The following is a 17,205-nucleotide window of genomic DNA, read 5'->3' as shown; positions in this document are numbered from 1 at the left end:
ACTGATGAGAGGAGTTGGTGTCAATAAAGATCGATCCGATCCCCGCTCTTTATCACGTAGCCACGTTGACGAGATCAAATACGTCGAATTCCGTTTTCGAAACCGCATTGAGTTGCGTGAGCGCATCATGCGCGTTCGCGGGCAAACGCTTCACCTCACCGGTCAGCGGCTCAACAATCCCGAGGGGGCCGAGCAATTCAAACGCCCGCTGCAGAAATAGCTCGGGCTTTGACCGATTGTTATTGACAATCGCAAAGTGGTTGTACTCCAGGAAGAAGATCGGCCGATGTTTGAAAATGGTCTCGACTGCGCCCTCTAGGACGTCGATCTCGAAACCTTCGACGTCGACTTTAATGAAGTCCACCGAAGGAAGGTGTACAGCGAAATCATCAACCGTCGTCACCGCGACCTCGGTACCTTCGCCATTGAGTGTCAGGTGGTTGGCTGCTGAGGCAGTCTGATCGTCGGCGAACCGCGCGGTCCCCGTTTTACGCCCGACCGCGCTACAGTGAGTCAGGACCTCAGGGCTGTGCAGTTCTTAACGAGCCCCTGCCATTTCGAGGGCAGCTCGGATATTGAGAGCGGCGCGCCATCTGGCGTTCTTGATGTTGTCGCAACCATCGGCGCGCAGGAGATTATAGGCGAAGGAGCGGAGCCGCGCGACGATGTCCGGGTTCTTGCGAATGCGCGAAGCGTCCTCCGCGAACGCCACGTCGCGCACATAGTGGCTGCCGTTCTCGATGCGCCAATGGCCTCTGATCCATTCGTTCCAACGCTCGGGCGTCGGGCCGGTCGCCGAGGACACCCAATAGACGGTCTCGATCGTCTGCTTCAAAAGACCGGTCGCCGGATCGCGGCGGTAGATTGTGCGCTCCAGCCGCAGCACGGTCTTTATGAGCGGCTCCCACGCCGTATGGCGGAACCACGCCTTCGCTGGAAAGACAGAAAGCTTTCGCGTCTCCCAGCGGTTGCGGCCTTTCGACTGGCTCGTCGCAGAGCCGCTCGGCTTGCGGCCCGCCGCGCCGAGTTCGAGCCGGCGACGCAGGCCCGGTTGATTGTCCTTCACCTGCGTCAGCAGGTGATTGCCGGACGCGATCACGCGTTCGAACAGTTTTTTTGGCAGTGTTCTGCGTCGAGCGTGAACAGGCAGCGCTTCAATCCCAGCGCTTCGATCAGCTCCGGAGCGGTGGGAATCTCATTGCTCTTTTCGGCGACCATCACATGCGCGAGCACGATCCGATCGGCGTGTCGCAGCGCCGACATCATGTGCGCGGCCTTCCGGTCGCTGAACGCATCGAAGCTGCCGCGCAGAGTCTTCCCGTCGACGGCGATCGCCGTCAGCCCCTGCACGGCGGGCGGCGCCGGCATGCTCGCGGCATGACGTCGAAACGCCGCCTCCAACGCTGCCGGATCGACGCCTTGCAGGATCAGCCGCAGACCGGTGTAGGATGGCGTGTAGGGCAGCTTCAGGCCGAAGGCGTCGTTCAATCGCAGACGATGCGCGCGAATGAACTCATGCATCTGCCGATAAGAATTGGCGCCGCCGACCATGGCGATGATCGCGTAGAGCAGCACCGTCGAAAGATCGAACCGCTTGCCTTCTCGGCGACGATGATCCGGAATGTCCCGCAAAATCTCCAGAAGCGACACCTGCATGCGACAACCTCCGATTCGGGTTGTCGCCTATAGATTCACACATCCGTCGCGACGGGAATCGCCCGTCCGCTATAAAGTATAGAGAACTGAACGGCCCTGGTCAGGACCTGCCGATCTGCATTCGCTCGCCGGACGTTCTCTACAAGAAAATTAAAGGTCGTGGCCGAAGGCTCAAACGAGTAGATAGTTGCCGTGGGTGCGAGCTCGGACATCAAAAGATCGGACAGGCCGATGTTTGAACCGATATCAAAACAAACGCGAATCTGTCGCTTTGATGCGATCCGAAAAAAGAAGTTGCTCAGCCCACCAAGGTCATGTTCGGGCAGGTTCTTGAAATATCCATCACCATCGTTTCCGCTGATGGCGTAGGTATTTTTAAAGCCTTTGAACGTTTTCATTTACGTTTCCTGCCTAGGGTTATGTCGCGAATTCTCGTCGTAGACGCGATAAAGCGTGGATGGCTATGCAGGTCAAGCCGCAAGGATGCCAAACACAACGTAGTCCCGGATTGCAGATGCGCCCTATCGAATCATCTGCGGGAACTCGATTGCCGCTTGCTTGGTAGCAGCCGATCGTTAGATCCCAATCCATCATCGCTCTCAATCACTCGCCTCACCCTTCATGATCCTGTCCGTTCGATTTATTCGACGCGGCAGGTTTCGACAAGGACATCTCACTATCTCATGTGGATGCGAGCACTGTCCAGCAGAAGGCGAAGCGCAGCATATAGCGGCGCTAAATTCGAGTGTCGCTTACAATATAAATGATGCGCGCCAGCGTCATCGCAATCGTAACGTGCGCAGTGCCTTGTCGATCGTGACCTGCCCCCGAAGTTTCATCCCGCGGCGAAGACTCGGCGGTTGATCGGCCCGCAGCCATGGGACGAGCACAGGCGATCGGCGGAGCTGGTCCGCGCTGCGCAGCCGATCGCTTGTGACGTGGCGTCTGCTTGGATTCTGGATTATAAGCGTTGGCCAAACGCTAGGTAGGAGAAAAATTGCATGCCGCGCAGTTCGAAAGAGTTCGAGGCCGTCGTCAGTCTTGGCGGCCTCTGCCAAGTTGCTTATCAGATCGAGCAAAGATATGGGTTTAGAGTAAGCAGCCCGTTCGATTGGCTTGTTACACCTCTTGAATCCATCGCAAAAATACTTTCCGATGACGGCGCTTTATTTGGCAAGAGTGTCAGAGTCGAAGACAGCGGCCGTTTGACGATATGCAACGGCTACAATATCGCGTACCATCACGACTACCCGAAAGGGGACAAAAATTTCGTCCACCTTACCCCAGAGGCTATGAAAGCCTCTCGTGATAAGATGCTTCACAAGTACGCTAAATTTGCCCGGCTTCTCGAGCAAGGCAAGAGGACTCTATTTGTCCGCCTCGCCGGTCATCACGAAAGCGCCTTCCCCCTCCCCTATGTCATCGATCCTAGGCCGACCACGACAAATGATCTCAATGCGCTTTGCGCCGCATTAAGCGCTCGTTTCCCTGACCTGCCGTTCGCTATCGCATTCGTCACTTTCAAAGGAATTACAAAGGTCGATGTTGATCACTCTGACCTAGACGCTCGTGTCCAACTGTTTCAAATCAGCGATTTCGACTCCAATGATTGGGCTGGGGATACCTCCGCTTGGGCTCCAATATTCGACTCGTTCGAGGTCAACGTGTCGGAGGATGTGGAGCAGTCCAGACAATTCGTTGGCGATAAGCGCGACGAAGAAGCGCTTTTATAGTTCACAAAGAGAACATAACCTGTGCGAGCGGTGAGGCTTGCGCTTAGGTCACGACGATGGTCCGGTGAGAAGCTAAACCATCCCACCGGCCCCGTCGCGCTAAACATAAAACGACAGATGCTCTAGTCGGACAACTTGCGGGCAAGATATCCGCCTCACGTCATTGCGGGGGTCACGATAGCAACGGCCGCGAAAGATCAATTCCCCGCGCGCTGGGCTCCGCCACGATGGGCGCGCCATGTGCCGCCACATTTGTCGGTGGAGGAGGACCAGGCGCCCTGCCCCGCACTGCCGCGCAGATTGCCATGCGCGCGCACGATATGTCCGCCCTGCGAGGTGAAGCGCGTCATGATGGCGCCGTCGCCCTCCACATAGCCCCAATGCGCCATGCGGCCGGCGGCGAGCGCCGCAGCGCCGGCCTGCGTGCCGACGAGGAGATCGCCGCGAATCTCGATCGAGTCGGGCAGAAGCCCCGGACAGGAGCCGACCGTCGTGCGCGCCTCGAGCACCCAGCCGCCGTCATAGCGGCCGGCCTCCGGCGCAGCGCTCGCCGATTCGCGTGGAGCCGCCTGCGCGGCGCCGATCGCCATCATCGAACCAAAAACGAAAATCCCCAGCCCCCGCATCACCCGGCCTCCTCGAACGCACGCTGCAGCGTGTCGAACATATCGCCGCCAGCGTAAATAAACTCTGCAACGCCAGCCGCTCTGAGCGCCGCCTCGAGCTCTCCCGGCCGGCCGGCGAGATAGACCCGCGCCCCGGCGGCGGTGAGATCGCGCGCCGCCTCGACCGCTTTTTCCGCATAAATCGCGTCGGACGAGCAAATGCATGCGAGCTTCGCGCCGCTCGCGCGGAAGGCCGCCGCGACATCCGCGCCCTCCTCGCCGAACACCGCCTCTATGCCGCCCGCCTCGAAAAAATTCTTGGCGAAATTGGCGCGCGCCGTGAACACGGCCACCGCGCCGAGATTGGCGAGGAAGATGCGCGGCCGCGCGCCCTTCGCCGCTGCGACGTCGGAACGATCGCGCAGCGTCTCGAAAGGCTCGGCGAGACGACGCGGCCGCAGAGGCGGCGATTTCAGCGCGCCGGCCGGCGCGGGCGCCTCGGCGAGCGAGCCGTCGAAAGGCGCCAGCGTCGCCACCGGCGCTTCGCCGATATCGGGAAAAGCGTTGGAGCCGGTGATCTTGTCGCGCGAGCGCGCGACATTCTGCGCGCGCTTGCCGGCGACCTCGGCGATGCGGCCCTGGAAGGAGCCTTTCTCCAGAGCCGCGGCGAGACCGCCCTCGGCCTCGAGGCTCTGGAACTCGGCCCAGCCGCGCTCGCACAGCGCCTCGGTCAGCGCCTCCATGCCGCCGGAGCCGCTCGCCGGATCGTCCACCGCATAGATGTGCGATTCGTCCTGCAGCACCAGCTGCGTGTCACGCGCGAGGCGACGGGCGAAATCATCCGGGGCGCCGAGCGCCTGGGTGAAGGGCAGAACGGTCACGGCATCGGCGCCGCCGACCGCCGCGCCGAAAGAGGCGAGCGTGGCGCGCAAGAGATTGGTCCAGGGATCGCGCCGCGTCATCATGCGCCACGCGGTCTCGGCATGGACGAAGATCGGCGCCGGCGCGAGGCCGCAAGCCTCCTCCATGCGGGCGAACAGGCGCCGCAGCGCGCGGAACTTGGCGATGGTGACGAATTCATCGGCGTCCGCCGCGAGACGGAAGGCGAGCAGCGCGCGCGCTTCGTCGAGCGCGACGCCGCCCGCCTCGAGGGCGCGCAAATAGGCGAGCGCGGCGGCGAGCGCGAAGCCGAGCTCCTGCGCCTCCGTGCCGCCGGCGGCATGGATCACGCGGGCGTCGGCGGCGACGGTCCCGAAACGATAGCCGGCGGCCGCGAGGCTCTTGGCGCGCGCCGCGAAGGATTTGCTCTCCTCGCCCCAAGGCGCGGGGGAAAAGCCGTGCAGCGCCTTGGCGCCGAGCGGATCGAGCCCGAAGGAGAGGCGCGTGATGCTCGGCTCTATATGGGCGCGGTCGAGGATGCGCAGCAGCGTGTCCGCCGCTTTCGGCGCGGCTGGGGAAAACTCCACCAGCGCGGGAATTCCGTAGTCGAAGCGGATCTTGTCGAAGACATGGGCGAGCGCCTCCTCGCCGTCGTCGGCGAGGCCCGTCCCATAGGCGCCCTGGGCGCCGGCGAAGACGATGTGCAAGCCGTCGGCGCCGCCCTCGAGATCGCCGAGCGCGAGGGCGTTGGCGGCGTCGGGGCCGGAAACGTCGACCCGCGCCAAAATGGACCAGCGGCCGGCCGCAGCGCGCAGCGCGCGCGGGCCTGGCGCGGTCGCGCGCGGATAGAGCGGGGATATCTCCACCCCGTCATAGGTCTTGGATATCAGCCGGTCGAAGGACGCGCCCTTGAGCGCCCGGTCGACGATTTTGCGCCAGCCCTCCTCGTTTCCCGGTGGAAAAACGCCGGCCAGCGGCGCGTCTTGCAAACTCATGAGCGAGCCTCGAACAATGACGGGGTTGCGGGCGTCTTCTTGCATGAAGCGCCGCGCGCCGCCACCCATATCCGCAGCCTTCTCCCGCGCCGGGCTTTATTTTCGCTTCCGGGCGCCTTAACGAGAACGCGACGCCGCCCGCCGCGACGAGGCGGCCCGACTGGCTGAGAAACCCTGAACGGAGGTGGACGTGGCTGAAGATCCGCAGGATAAGGCCAAGCTCGTCGAAGAGATCATCGAGGTCATCGCCAAGGAAGGCATGATCGACCGCACGAAGGTCACGCCCGATGCGACGATCGAGAGCCTCGGCCTCAAATCGGTCGATATCGTCATGATTCTCACGGCGCTCGAGGAAAAGTTCAACGTCTATATCCCGATGGATGGCGCGCTTCAGGACGCCAAGAATGTCGAGGGATTGATCGACGCCATCGCCGAATATGTGTCGAAAGAGAGAGAGAAACAATAATATGGCCGCTTCGTCCGGGGGCGTCGGCGAGCGTCGGGTGGTGATTTCGGGCATGGGCGCCGTCTCGGCGGCGGGCGTCGGCGCCGCGGCGCTGTGGACGGCGGCCCGAGACGGCGTCTCGCAAATCCGGCCGCTCGTGACCGAATATCCCTATGACGGCCGCATCAGGATCGCGGCGCAGGTTCCCGGCTTCGATCCGTCGCAATATCTCGAGAAGGCGCTTCTCACCTTCTGCGATCCTTTCACGCAATTCACGCTGGTCGCCGCCGATGAGGCGGTCGCTCAGGCCGGCTTTGCGCGCGAGGAGCTCTCCGGCCCGCGCGTCGGCGTCATCGTCGGCTCCGGCATCGGCGGGATGACGACGATCGACAATGGCCTGCGCCATTACTATCAGGAGCGCATCAGGCCCGATCCGTTCAGCGTCCCGCGCCTCATTCCGAGCGCTGCGCCGACGACGCTCGGCATGCGCTATTCCGCCAATGGACCGACTTTCGCGCTCGGCAGCGCCTGCTCCTCGGCGAGCCAGGCGGTGGGGCTCGGCGCGCAGATGATCCGCTTCGGCCTCATGGACCGCGCCATTGTCGGCGGCGCCGAGGCCTGCGTCATCAACGGCACCATCCGCGCCTGGGAAGGGCTGCGCGTGATGACGCCGGATTTCTGCCGGCCCTTCTCCATGGGCCGCAATGGCATGAGCCTCGGCGAAGGCGCCGCGGTCTTCGTGCTGGAGACGCTGGAATCGGCGCAAAAGCGCGGCCATGCGCCGCTCTGCGAGCTCGCCGGCTATGGCACGACGAGCGACGCCAAGGATTTCGTGCGTCCCGATCTCGACGGAATGATCGGCGCGATGCAGGCGGCCCTCGCCGACGCCGGGCTCGGCCCGGAGGCGATCGACTATCTCAACGCCCATGGCACGGCGACCCACGCCAATGACGTCACCGAGGCGGCCGCCATCGGCCGCGTGTTCGGCGAGCGCGCGGCGCATCTGCCGGTCTCCTCCACCAAGCCGATCCACGGCCACGCTCTGGGCGCTAGCGCCGGGCTCGAGCTGGCGCTGACGATCCGCGCGCTGCAGGAGCAGATCGCGCCGCCGACCATCAATTTCCTCGGCTTCGATCCGCGCTGCCCGATCGACGCCGTGCCCAATGAGGCGCGCCGCGTCGAGATTCGCACCGCAATGTCCAACTCCTTCGCCTTCGGCGGGATCAACGCGGCGCTGATCGTGCGCGCGCTCGCGGGAGAGGCCTAGATGGTCGAAGCGCCGGAACGCGGCGAGACGCGGATCGGCCCGTTGCGCGTCGTGGCGGATGAACAGCGCATCGCGCGCTATCGCCGCGAGACCGGCTTTCCCGACACGCTGGAGAAGATCGTGCCGGTCGCCTTTCCCGCCGTGTGGATGACGGCCGAGGAGATCGAGACCGCGATCCGCGATTTTTTGGCGGGCGACGATGTGGTTGCGGTGCACGAGTCGCAGAGCTTCCATTATTTCGCTCCGCTGCGCGTCGGCGAGAGCTATGATCTGACCGTCTCCATGCGCCGCGAGGCGGAGCCGCCGCGCCTTTCCGTCAACGCCAACCTCACGACGATCGCCGGCGAGCCGCGCCTGCACGCCGAGACGCTTCTGCGCATCGTGCCGCGCCCGGCGGGCGTCGGGGGCGCCCCGTGAGCGGCGCCTATCTGCCCGCGGTCGGCGAACGCCTGCCGGACTGGCGGATCGGCCCCTTCGACGCCGCCGCGCTCGCCGCCTATGCGGAGGCCTCCGGCGACGCGAATCCGCTGCATCTCGACGATGATCTCGCGCGCGCCATCGGCTTTCCCGCGCCGCCGGTCCATGGCATGAAGCTTCTCGCCGCCTTCGAGCCGCTGCTCAGCGCTTGGCGGCGCGATTTGTTTCTGGCCCGGCTCTCCGGCAAATTCGTGCAGCCGGTGCTGCGCGGCGAGGCGGTGACGCTCACCGCCCGCGTGCTGCGCTCATCCCCCGAGGAGGGAGTGTTCTTGCGACTTCTGGCCTATGGCGAAACACGGGCGCCGGCGATCGTCGGCGAGGCGCTGATGACCCTGCCGCGAAAGCTCCGCCGGTGAAGCGCGGGGCGCGGCGCATTCTCGTCACCGGCGCGTCCAGCGGCATCGGCCGCGCGCTGGCGCTGCGCTATGCGCAGGAGGGGCGCAGCCTCGCGCTGTTCGGCCGCGACGCCGCGCGGCTGGAGGCAGTCGCCGCCGACTGCCGAGCCAAGGGGGCCGAGGCGGACGTCTCCATAGCGGACGTGCGCGACCGCGCCGCAATGGCGGAGCGCATCGCCGCGGCGGACGCGCATGAGCCGCTCGATCTCGTCATCGCTAACGCCGGCGTCTCCACCGGCCTCTCCCGCGGCCAGATCGCCGAGGATCCCGAGGCGGTTCGCGGCACGCTGTCGATCAATGTGCTCGGCGTGTTCAACACGGTGGAGCCGGCCATTGAGGCGATGACGGCCCGCAGGCGCGGGCAGATCGCCGTCGTCGGCTCCATGGCCGGGCTGCGCGGCCTGCCCTATTCGCCGGCCTATTGCGCCAGCAAGGCGGCGGTTCACCTCTATGCGGATTCTCTGCGCGGCGCGCTCGCCCCGCATGGCGTGCATGTGAGCCTCATCGTCCCCGGCTTCGTGGCGACGCCGATGACCGACAAGCTGCAAGCGTGGCAGGCCGGCAAGGTCAGCGATGAGAAAGCGGCGGAGATCATCATGCGCGGTCTGGACAGACGTGCGGCGGTGATCGCCTTTCCGCTCTTCGTCTATTATGCGATGAAGCTGTTTGCGATGCTGCCGCCCCGCACTGTCGATTCGGTCATGCGGCTCTTCGAAGTGTCCGTGCCTCAGACCCATGAACGGGAGAAGCCGTGATCGACAGCATCTTGTCTTCGCTCGTCGTTCTGTCGGCTGTGTTCTGGGCCTGCTCCGCCTTGCTGCTGCTTCTCTCGGTGACGGCGGCGCTCATCCATCCCTGGCTCGTCGCCATGCGCGGAACCAGCCGGGAGCAGCCGCCCGTCTCGCTCGTCCTGCCGGTGAAAATGCTGGACCAGGGCTTCGAGCGCGCTCAAGAATCGGCTCTCGCGCAGACTTATCCACAATTGGAGGCGCTGGCCTCGGCGACGGAGGCGGACTCCCCCGCCATTGCGGCGATGCGCGACATTTTCGCGCGTCATCCGCAGATCGAGTCGCGCATTCTCCATTCCACGGCGCGTTTCGCCGCGAGTCCCAAGGTCGACAATCTCTTCGCGCCCGTCAACGCGGCGCGCAATGATGTGATCTTCATGAAGGACTCCAACATCGTGCTGGAGCCGGACGACCTTTCCGAGACGATGCGCCATTTGAAGCCCGGCGTCGGCATGGTCTGCGCCATTCCCTATGCGGCGCGGCCGGAGAATTTCGCCGCGCTGGTCGAGGCCGGCATAATGAACGGCCCGCATCAGCGCATGCTGTTCGCGGCCTCCGCGCTCGGCGGCGGCTTCGGCGTCGGCAAGATCATGCTGTTTCGCCGCAGCGACTTTCTGCGCGCCGGCGGCTTTGCGGCCATCGCTCATACGGTGGGCGAGGACAACGCCACCGCCAAGGCGCTGGGCCGCATCAAGCTTCGCACCGTCTTCTCGCATCGGCTGGTGCGCCAGGAATTGGGTGAGCGCGATCTCCGCGACGTCTATAATCGGCAATTGCGCTGGAGCGTGGTGCGCCGCGACGACGAGATTCTCTCCTTCCTGGCGGAGCCCTTCTGCCAGGCGCTGCCGGCCTTCGCGGCGGCGGCGATCGGCTCGCCGCTCGCCGGCGTGACGCCGATGACGGCCTTGACCGTCACTTTTGGTCTGTGGCTAAGCTCGGAGACGCTGCTTTCCATCGCCAAGGGGTGGAAGGTATCTTGGTCCGCGCCGATGATTTTTCTGACGCGCGAGGCGTTGATGTTCGCAGTGTGGCTGCACGCTTGGACAGCCACCAAGGTCGTCTGGGCCAGGACGACGATCGACACGCGCTCCAGCGGCGAGGCGGCCGCCGTGACGGAGCCGCAAGTCGCGAAGGAAGAAGGATAAAACCGCTTGATCCTCGCTCTTCTGCAGTTTCTCGTCGATAGCGTCTGGCTCGTCGCGGCGCTGATCATGATCCTGATCGGCGCCGGCTTCGTCGCGATCATCGCCCGCTTCCTCTTCGATCAATTGCGCGGCGCGCGCGATCCCGAGGCGATCGTCCTGCCCGAGGAGGAGCTGCCGCATGTGCTGCTGCAGATTCCCGTCTTCAACGAGGCCGAGGTGACGGAGCAGGCGCTGCGCTGCGTCGCCGAGCTCGATTGGCCCAAGGACCGGCTGCACATTCAGCTGCTCGACGATTCGACCGACGAGACGCCCGTGCGCGCCGAGGCGGTGGCGATCGAGCTGCGCGCCAGAGGCGTCGACATTCATCATGTGCGCCGCGCCGATCGCTCCGGCTTCAAGGCCGGCGCCTGCGCCGAGGGGCTGAAGCTCTTCGACGCACCCTATATCGCCATGCTGGACGCCGATTTCCGCCCGCCGACCGACTGGCTGCGCCGCACCGTGCCGCTGCTGGTGAAGGACGATCGCGCCGGCTTCGTGCAGTCGCGCTGCGAATTCTCCAATTATCGCAAGAATTGGCTGACGCGGGCGCAAGGTCTCGTGCAGGACGGCCATTTCCTCGTCGAGCAGCGCACGCGCGCGCTCGCCGGCTGGCTGTTCCAATTCAACGGCACCGGCGGCATCTGGCGCCGCCAGACGATCGAAGCCGCCGGCGGCTGGTCCGATTACTCGCTCTGCGAGGATTTGGACCTCACCGTGCGCGCGGCGCTCGGCGGCTGGCATGGCATCTTCGTTTCCGAGCCGCCCATTCCCGGCCAGGTGCCGGAGGGGCTGCGCGACTATCGCCGCCAGCAGCGCCGCTGGTCCAACGGCTTCGTGCAAGTGGCGCAGAAGACCGTGCTGCCGCTGTGGAACGCGCCCTGGTCGCTGACCCGCCGCGTCGCCGCCATTGTGCTCATCGTGCATCAGATCTTCTTCCCGACGGCGGCGATCGGCCTCATCTGCCTGCTGCTCGGCGTGATCCTGCGCGGCTCGCTGACGCCCTATCTGCCGGTGCTGGAATTCATCGGCGCCGAGACGCTGGTCGTCGTGCTCGGCTTCACGCTTCTGCCCTATCTGGCGCTGAAGCGCGGCTCGCTGACCGATTATGTGAAGACAATGGTCTCGGTGCCGCCGCTGATGATCTATCTCGCCTTCTCCAATGGCGCGAAGATTTTGCAGACGATGCGCGGCCGCAAATCCACCTTCAAGCGCACGCCGAAGACCGAAGTGACGGCGGCGACGATTCAGGAAGCGGAGTGAGATGGAGCGAGCAACGAGTAGAAAACCTTACTACTCGCTGCTCGCTGATTTTCACGCATGTCCCGCGGCGGACGACAGCCGCGCGAGATCGATGCCGATGAGGCGCAGGGCGCGCGCATATTTCGACTCGAGATCGGTGTCGAACAAAATGGACGGATCGGCCGGGCAATTGAGCCAGCCATTGTGCTGGATCTCGTTCTCGAGCTGGCCGGGGTCCCAGCCGGCGTAGCCCAGCGCCAGCAGCGCCTGATTCGGCCCCTCGCCGGAGGCGATGGCGCGCAGAATGTCGATCGTGGCGGTCAAGGACACGCCATCGTCGATCGGCAGCGTCGAATTGTCGATGAAGAAATCCGAGGAATGCAGCACGAAGCCGCGGTCGGTCTGCACCGGGCCGCCCTGCAGCACTTGGATCGTCTCGGTCTCCTTGGGCAGGCTGATGCGCTCCTGCGGCGCGATGATCTGCAACTGCACCAGAAGATCGGGGAAATTGCGGACCTGCGAGGGCTGATTGACGACAATGCCCATGGCGCCGTCTTCCGAATGGGCGCAGAGATAGATGACCGAGCGCGCGAAACGCTCGTCGACCATGCCGGGCATCGCCACCAGCATCTGCCCGTCGAGATAGCGCCTGCCGGAAGATTTGGAGCCCGCGCCCGTCTCGCGCCCCGCCTCGGGACCGCGAATGATCGGAACGGAGGAGCCGGCGACGCGCGCGCCCGCGGACCGCCGGGCTGCGCGGGCGGCCGATTTCTCGAGGCCTTGTTTCTTGCCGACCGGGCTCATAGGGTCATACTACGCGCGGCGCAAACGCATAACAAGCGCCGTTCGACGACGTAAAAACCGGCGCGGGGGGCGCCCCGAGGACCTCGAAATGCATTCACGAAATCTGGCGGCGGCGCTCGCCGCGACCTCGCTCGCGCTGGCCTCGCTCGCCGGGCCGGCGGCGGCGCAGGACGCCGACTTCGCCACCCCCTTCGCCCGCGCGGCGCATTCGGCGGCGCGTCTCCTCTCGGCCGGCGCGCCGAGCGGCGGCGTCTATCGGCTCGGCGTCGAGATCGCGCTCGATCCGGGAACCGTCACCTATTGGCGCAGCCCCGGCGACGCCGGCGCGCCGCCCGTCCTCGATTTCTCCGGCTCGGAAAATGTCGCCGCCGTGGAGACGCTGTATCCGGCGCCCAAGCATATCGCCGAGGCCGGAATGACGGTCGCCGGCTATGACGAGAGCCTGGTTTTTCCGCTGCGCGTCACCGCGAAAAAGGCGAGCGCGCCCGTCGTGCTGAAGCTGGCGCTGGACTATGCCGCCTGCGCGCAAATCTGTCTGCCCGCCAAGGCGAAGCTCTCCCTGGCGCTGCCGCAGGCCGGGGCCTCGCCCTTCGCCGAGCGGCTGGCGGCGGCGGAGACTTTGGTTCCCCGGCCGATCGGAGCCGGCGAGGCGCAGAAAATCGTGGAGGTCGCGAGGGCCGGCGCCGGCGCGTGGCAGCTGCGCTATTTCGGACCGGGCAAGGCCGCGGATGTCTTCATCGAGGCGCCGGAGCCCTACATCATCGACAGCGCAGCCGACGGGCAAGGCGGCTTCGCGCTGAAGCTCGGCGAAGGAAAGCAGCAGGGCGCGATCGAAGCCCGCGCGACGATCCGCACCGAAAAGGGCGGGGTGGAGCTGCCGCTGAAGCTGGATTGAGGCTCTCGATTGCCTTGTTCTGAAAGCACTCCAAAACAATAAGAAGGGCGCGGCCCGAGGGCCGCGCCCAGTAAGAAGAAGAGCTCTGCATTCTTCGATATGGTATTTAGAGTCTCATTCGACAAGGGGCGATCGGCGTGCTCGCCCGATCAGCGCGCTTTCGTCTGAAACGGCGCCATGCCCTTGCGGGCGAGAGCGTCGGCGCGCTCGTTCATCTCGTCGCCGGCGTGGCCGCGCACCCAATGCCAGGCGATCTCGTGACGCTCGGCCGCAGCGTCGAGGCGCGTCCACAGATCGACATTCTTGACCGGCTTGCGGTCGGCCGTCTTCCAGCCGCGCGCCTTCCAGCCCTTGAGCCAGGAGGTGATGCCGTCGCGCAAATATTGCGAATCCGTGTGCAGATCGACATTGCAGGGCCGCGTCAGCGCCTCCAGCGCCTCGATCGCGGCGGTCAGCTCCATGCGGTTGTTGGTGGTCCCCGTCTCGCCGCCGCAAATCTCCTTCTCGCGCTCGCCGAAGCGCAGAATCGCGCCCCAGCCGCCGGGACCGGGATTGCCGGAGCAGGCGCCGTCCGTCCAAATGGCGACGCGCCCGCTCATGGGCTCAGGCCATAGTCGCGCGCGGAGCGGATCGTCCGGTGGAAGCGCAGACGAGCGAGATATTCGCGCGGGTCCTTGGGCCTCACCAGCGCGCCCGGCGGCACATTCAGCCAATCGACGAAGCGCGTCAGCAGAAAGCGCAGGGCCGCGCCGCGCGCGAGCAGCGGAAACGCCTCCGCCTCCGCCGCCGTCAGCGGCCGCGCGCGCGCGTAAGACGCCAGCAGCGCGGCGCCCTTCTCGGCGTCATAGGTTCCGGCGGCGTCGAAGCACCAGGCGTTGAGGCAGATGGCGAGATCATAGGCCAGCGAATCGACGCAGGCGAAATAGAAATCGATGAGGCCGGAGACGCGATCGCCGAGGAAGAACACATTGTCCGGAAAGAGATCGGCGTGGATCACCCCCTCCGGCAGGCCGTGGGGCCAATCACGCTCCAGCGCCTCCAGCTCCGTGGCGACGATCGCGCCCAAATCCTCCGCCACCTCGCCGGCGCGGGCGGAAAAAGGCGCATAGAGCGGCCGCCAGCCGCCGACCGACAGAGCATTGGCGCGGCGCAGCGGAAAATCCGCGCCCGCCAGATGCAGCTGCGCCAGCGCCTCGCCCAGCCGCGCGCAATGGGCGGGCTCGGGATGATGGATGGAATAGCCGTCGAGAAAGGTGACGATCGCCGCCGGCCGCCCGGCGAGCCGCCCCAGCGCCGCGCCGGCGCGGTCGCGCACCGGCTGCGGACAGCCGAGGCCCTTGGCGGAGAGATGCTCCATCAGCCCCAGGAAAAAGGGCAGATCGGCCTCGGCGACGCGCTTCTCATAGAGGGTGAGGATGAAGCTGCCGGCGCTCGTATGCAGGTAGTAGTTGGAGTTCTCGACCCCTTCGGCGATGCCCTTGCAGGACAAGAGCGCGCCGAGGTCATAGCCGGCGAGAAAGCCGATCAGCTCCTCGTCGTCGACATCCGTATAGACGGCCATGAGTTCCGCGCGGTTGGAGAAAAGCCGGGCGCGTCAAGCGTGCGCGCGCAGCTCCTTGGGAAGCGGGAAGGCGACATCCTCCAGCGCGGCGGAGACGGTCTCGACCGAGATCTCATAGCGCTCGGCGAAAGCCTCCATGATCTCCTCGACCAGAACCTCCGGCGCCGAGGCGCCGGCGCTGATGCCGAGCGAGCCGATGCCGGTGAACATGCTCCAATCGATCTCGCTGCGGCCCTGGACGAGCTGGGCGGGCGCGCCGGCGCGCTCGGCCACCTCGCGCAGGCGCTGCGAGTTGGAGGAATTGGGCGAGCCGACGACGATCACCGCATCGACCTGCGGCGCGACCTGCTTGACCGCGCCCTGGCGATTGGTGGTCGCGTAGCAGATGTCCTCCTTGTGCGGACCGACGATCTGCGGAAAACGCCGCGTCAGCGCGCTGACGATCTCCTGCGAATCGTCCAGCGACAGAGTGGTCTGCGTCACATAGGCGAGATCGGCCACATCCTCGAGACGCAGCTCGGCCACCGCCTGGACCGATTCGACCAGCACGACCGCGCCCGGCGGCAGCTGGCCCATGGTGCCCACCACCTCTGGATGGCCGGAATGGCCGACGAGCAGCACTTTTCGCCCGCGCTTGTGATGAATCTCCGCCTCGCGATGCACCTTGGTCACCAGCGGGCAGGTGGCGTCGATCGCCAGAAGATTGCGCGCGGCGGCCTCGGCGGAAACCGATTTGGCGACGCCATGGGCGGAGAAGATCACCGGCGCCTTGGTGTCCGGCACCTCCTCCAGCTCCTCGACGAAGATCGCGCCCTTGGCTTTCAGCGCCTCGACCACATAGCGATTATGGACGATCTCGTGCCGCACATAGACGGGCGGGCCGAATTTGGCGAGCGCCCGCTCCACCGCGTCGATCGCGCGCACGACGCCGGCGCAAAAGCCCCGCGGCGAGCACAGCAGAATCTTCAACGGCGGCTTTGACGACGGGCGATGCTGAATATTCATCCTCTAGCGCCTCTCGATCGAAAAGGGGGCGGCCGAAGCGCGCCGCTTTGTGTGTCCCGCATAGGGAAAGGTGTCAAGCCGAGCGCCCACCAAACAACAGGGAGAGGCGAACGCCGACAGGGGCGCGTTCACCCTCCCCTTTAGGGGGAGGGTCGGATGGCGAAGCCATCCGGGGTGGGGTTCAACGCGAAAGACTCGGGCGTTCACCCCCTCCCGATCGCCTTCGGCGCTCGACCTCCCCCCTCGAGGGGGAGGTGGAAACGCCTCCCCAGACGTCACTCTCGTTCACCCGATCGCCCTGCACGCTCCCTCGCGGCCTGCCGAAAAATCTGCTACACAGGCGATCGACGAAGACTGGCCGCGCCAATGCCGGAGTGTCTCGCGGCCCATTGAGGGGACGGAGGCGAATATGTCGAATATCGTCGATATAATACAGTCCGCCCAGGGCGGCCAGATCATCGAAAATCTCTCCGAGCGCTTCGGCCTCGCGTCCTGGCAGACGCGATCGGCGGTCGAATCGCTGCTGCCGGCGCTGGTCGCGGCGCTGAGCAAGGCGGCCGAAGAGCCCGATTCGCTGCGCCCCGTCCTCGACGCCGCGAATGATTCCGCCCATCGCGCCGCTTTCGAGAGCGCCGAGGAGGCCCATTCGCAGGCGAGCGTCGAGGGCGGCGACGCCATTGTCGCGCATCTCTTCGGCTCCGCCTCGGCCGCCGGCGAGGTCTCGCAATTCGTCGCGCGCGACAGCGGCCTGCGCGCCGATGTGCTGCAGCGCCTGCTGCCGATTCTGGTCTCCGTCGCCGCCGGCGGCCTCGGCTCGACGCTGGAGCGCCAAAGCGCCGCAGAGCCCCTTGCTCCCTCGCCGGCGCCCACGCCTGCCCCTGCGCCTTCGGGCGGCTGGCTGAGCGCGCTTCTTGGAACTTTTTTCGGGACCAAGCCGGCCCCGCAGCCGCAGGCCGCGCCCGCCGCCGAGCCCGTGGACGCGCTGGAGGCAGCTCGAGCAAAAATTCGCGAGACGCTCGCGCCCGCGGCCGAGCGGCAGGCCGGTCTCGACGAATTGCTGGGACGGATCTTCGCCTCGGCGAAGGTCTGAGAGCTCAGGTCAGATTATTGGCGACGGGCAGATAATAGGCCGCCGAGAGCTTGGTGCCGATGATGCGCGTCGCCGCCAGGATCACGATCGAGAGAAAAAAGCCGATCATCGCATATTCGAGCGTGGTCGCTCCGCTCTCGTCGGCCAGAAATCGTCGCAGGCAATTCGTCATGGATCAAATTCCTCG

At 65.5% G+C, this 17,205-nt stretch carries 19 protein-coding genes and 1 pseudogene; 10 read left to right on the top strand and 10 right to left on the bottom strand.

Annotation, left to right across the window (positions count from 1 at the left end; genetic code table 11):
• Positions 1–52: 52 nt before the first annotated feature.
• The 3 genes and pseudogenes from K369_RS25835 to K369_RS23130 form a co-directional block, all read right to left on the bottom strand.
• Positions 53–517: an FkbM family methyltransferase gene (locus tag K369_RS25835; protein WP_245278304.1), complete on the bottom strand. Its 465-nt coding sequence runs from the start codon at positions 515–517 to the stop codon at positions 53–55.
• A gap of 21 nt (positions 518–538) precedes the next feature.
• A pseudogene (locus tag K369_RS27860) lies at positions 539–1,656 on the bottom strand (ISAs1 family transposase).
• A gap of 35 nt (positions 1,657–1,691) precedes the next feature.
• Positions 1,692–2,054: a hypothetical protein gene (locus K369_RS23130; protein WP_036294620.1), complete on the bottom strand. Its 363-nt coding sequence runs from the start codon at positions 2,052–2,054 to the stop codon at positions 1,692–1,694.
• 603 nt (positions 2,055–2,657) lie between these two features.
• On the opposite strand from K369_RS23130, the gene K369_RS23125 reads away from it, so the two are divergent.
• Complete coding sequence (locus K369_RS23125) at positions 2,658–3,389, top strand: DUF1796 family putative cysteine peptidase (RefSeq protein ID WP_084570793.1); 732 nt, start codon at positions 2,658–2,660, stop codon at positions 3,387–3,389.
• A gap of 197 nt (positions 3,390–3,586) precedes the next feature.
• On the opposite strand, the gene K369_RS23120 is transcribed toward K369_RS23125, so the two are convergent.
• Positions 3,587–4,015 carry a hypothetical protein gene (locus tag K369_RS23120; RefSeq protein WP_036294614.1) on the bottom strand — a complete coding sequence of 143 codons (429 nt, stop codon included), beginning with the start codon at positions 4,013–4,015 and terminating at the stop codon, positions 3,587–3,589.
• On the bottom strand, positions 4,015–5,868 hold the full coding sequence (locus K369_RS23115; RefSeq protein ID WP_036296393.1) for a methylmalonyl-CoA mutase family protein: 1,854 nt from the start codon (positions 5,866–5,868) through the stop codon (positions 4,015–4,017). Before K369_RS23115 ends, K369_RS23120 begins: the two co-directional genes overlap by 1 nt.
• A gap of 190 nt (positions 5,869–6,058) precedes the next feature.
• Here K369_RS23115 and K369_RS23110 point away from each other — a divergent pair, with 190 nt between their 5' ends.
• Genes K369_RS23110 through K369_RS23080 form a run of 7 tightly spaced genes read left to right on the top strand, consistent with a single transcriptional unit; the run spans position 6,059 to position 11,684 of the window.
• Positions 6,059–6,334: an acyl carrier protein gene (locus K369_RS23110; protein ID WP_026191495.1), complete on the top strand. Its 276-nt coding sequence runs from the start codon at positions 6,059–6,061 to the stop codon at positions 6,332–6,334.
• Position 6,335: 1 nt separating this feature from the next.
• Positions 6,336–7,580 carry a beta-ketoacyl synthase gene (locus tag K369_RS23105; RefSeq protein ID WP_036294611.1) on the top strand — a complete coding sequence of 415 codons (1,245 nt, stop codon included), beginning with the start codon at positions 6,336–6,338 and terminating at the stop codon, positions 7,578–7,580.
• On the top strand, positions 7,581–7,997 hold the full coding sequence (locus K369_RS23100; protein ID WP_036294608.1) for a hypothetical protein: 417 nt from the start codon (positions 7,581–7,583) through the stop codon (positions 7,995–7,997).
• Positions 7,994–8,413 (top strand): MaoC family dehydratase, encoded by a 420-nt coding sequence (locus K369_RS23095; protein ID WP_036294606.1) that lies wholly within the window; start codon positions 7,994–7,996, stop codon positions 8,411–8,413. The genes K369_RS23100 and K369_RS23095 overlap by 4 nt, the downstream gene beginning before the upstream one ends.
• Positions 8,410–9,207 (top strand): SDR family oxidoreductase, encoded by a 798-nt coding sequence (locus tag K369_RS23090; RefSeq protein WP_036294603.1) that lies wholly within the window; start codon positions 8,410–8,412, stop codon positions 9,205–9,207. The genes K369_RS23095 and K369_RS23090 overlap by 4 nt, the downstream gene beginning before the upstream one ends.
• Positions 9,204–10,385 (top strand): glycosyltransferase, encoded by a 1,182-nt coding sequence (locus K369_RS23085; protein ID WP_198033186.1) that lies wholly within the window; start codon positions 9,204–9,206, stop codon positions 10,383–10,385. Before K369_RS23090 ends, K369_RS23085 begins: the two co-directional genes overlap by 4 nt.
• A gap of 6 nt (positions 10,386–10,391) precedes the next feature.
• Positions 10,392–11,684 (top strand): glycosyltransferase family 2 protein, encoded by a 1,293-nt coding sequence (locus K369_RS23080; protein ID WP_198033185.1) that lies wholly within the window; start codon positions 10,392–10,394, stop codon positions 11,682–11,684.
• Between the two features lie 51 nt (positions 11,685–11,735).
• On the opposite strand, the gene K369_RS23075 is transcribed toward K369_RS23080, so the two are convergent.
• Positions 11,736–12,467, bottom strand: a complete 732-nt coding sequence (locus K369_RS23075) for a YqgE/AlgH family protein (RefSeq protein WP_036294600.1) — start codon at positions 12,465–12,467, stop codon at positions 11,736–11,738.
• An 88-nt stretch (positions 12,468–12,555) separates the two neighbouring features.
• On the opposite strand from K369_RS23075, the gene K369_RS23070 reads away from it, so the two are divergent.
• Positions 12,556–13,362, top strand: a complete 807-nt coding sequence (locus K369_RS23070) for a protein-disulfide reductase DsbD domain-containing protein (protein WP_036294598.1) — start codon at positions 12,556–12,558, stop codon at positions 13,360–13,362.
• Positions 13,363–13,511: 149 nt separating this feature from the next.
• Here the strand turns inward: K369_RS23070 and rnhA are convergent, their stop codons facing one another.
• From rnhA to ispH, 3 genes are read right to left on the bottom strand one after another with little or no spacing between them, the layout of a single operon-like run.
• The gene (rnhA, locus tag K369_RS23065) at positions 13,512–13,961 is read right to left on the bottom strand and encodes a ribonuclease HI (protein WP_036294595.1); all 450 of its coding nucleotides are present in this window, start codon (positions 13,959–13,961) and stop codon (positions 13,512–13,514) included.
• Positions 13,958–14,923, bottom strand: coding sequence for a homoserine kinase (gene thrB, locus K369_RS23060; RefSeq protein ID WP_036294592.1), 966 nt, complete (start codon positions 14,921–14,923; stop codon positions 13,958–13,960). The genes rnhA and thrB overlap by 4 nt, the downstream gene beginning before the upstream one ends.
• Before the next feature lie 33 nt (positions 14,924–14,956).
• Positions 14,957–15,928: a 4-hydroxy-3-methylbut-2-enyl diphosphate reductase gene (gene ispH, locus K369_RS23055; RefSeq protein WP_036294589.1), complete on the bottom strand. Its 972-nt coding sequence runs from the start codon at positions 15,926–15,928 to the stop codon at positions 14,957–14,959.
• A gap of 409 nt (positions 15,929–16,337) precedes the next feature.
• Between ispH and K369_RS25000 the strand changes: the two genes are divergently transcribed.
• On the top strand, positions 16,338–17,018 hold the full coding sequence (locus K369_RS25000; RefSeq protein WP_051949502.1) for a DUF937 domain-containing protein: 681 nt from the start codon (positions 16,338–16,340) through the stop codon (positions 17,016–17,018).
• Positions 17,019–17,022: 4 nt separating this feature from the next.
• On the opposite strand, the gene K369_RS23045 is transcribed toward K369_RS25000, so the two are convergent.
• The gene (locus tag K369_RS23045) at positions 17,023–17,190 is read right to left on the bottom strand and encodes a Flp family type IVb pilin (protein ID WP_036294587.1); all 168 of its coding nucleotides are present in this window, start codon (positions 17,188–17,190) and stop codon (positions 17,023–17,025) included.
• Positions 17,191–17,205: the final 15 nt, after the last annotated feature.

This window comes from Methylosinus sp. PW1, from assembly GCF_000745215.1.
In the GTDB taxonomy this organism is placed as follows: Bacteria; Pseudomonadota; Alphaproteobacteria; order Rhizobiales; family Beijerinckiaceae; genus Methylosinus.
The sequence above is the reverse complement of the archived record's forward strand: the minus strand, read 5'-3'. Positions and strand labels throughout refer to the sequence as shown.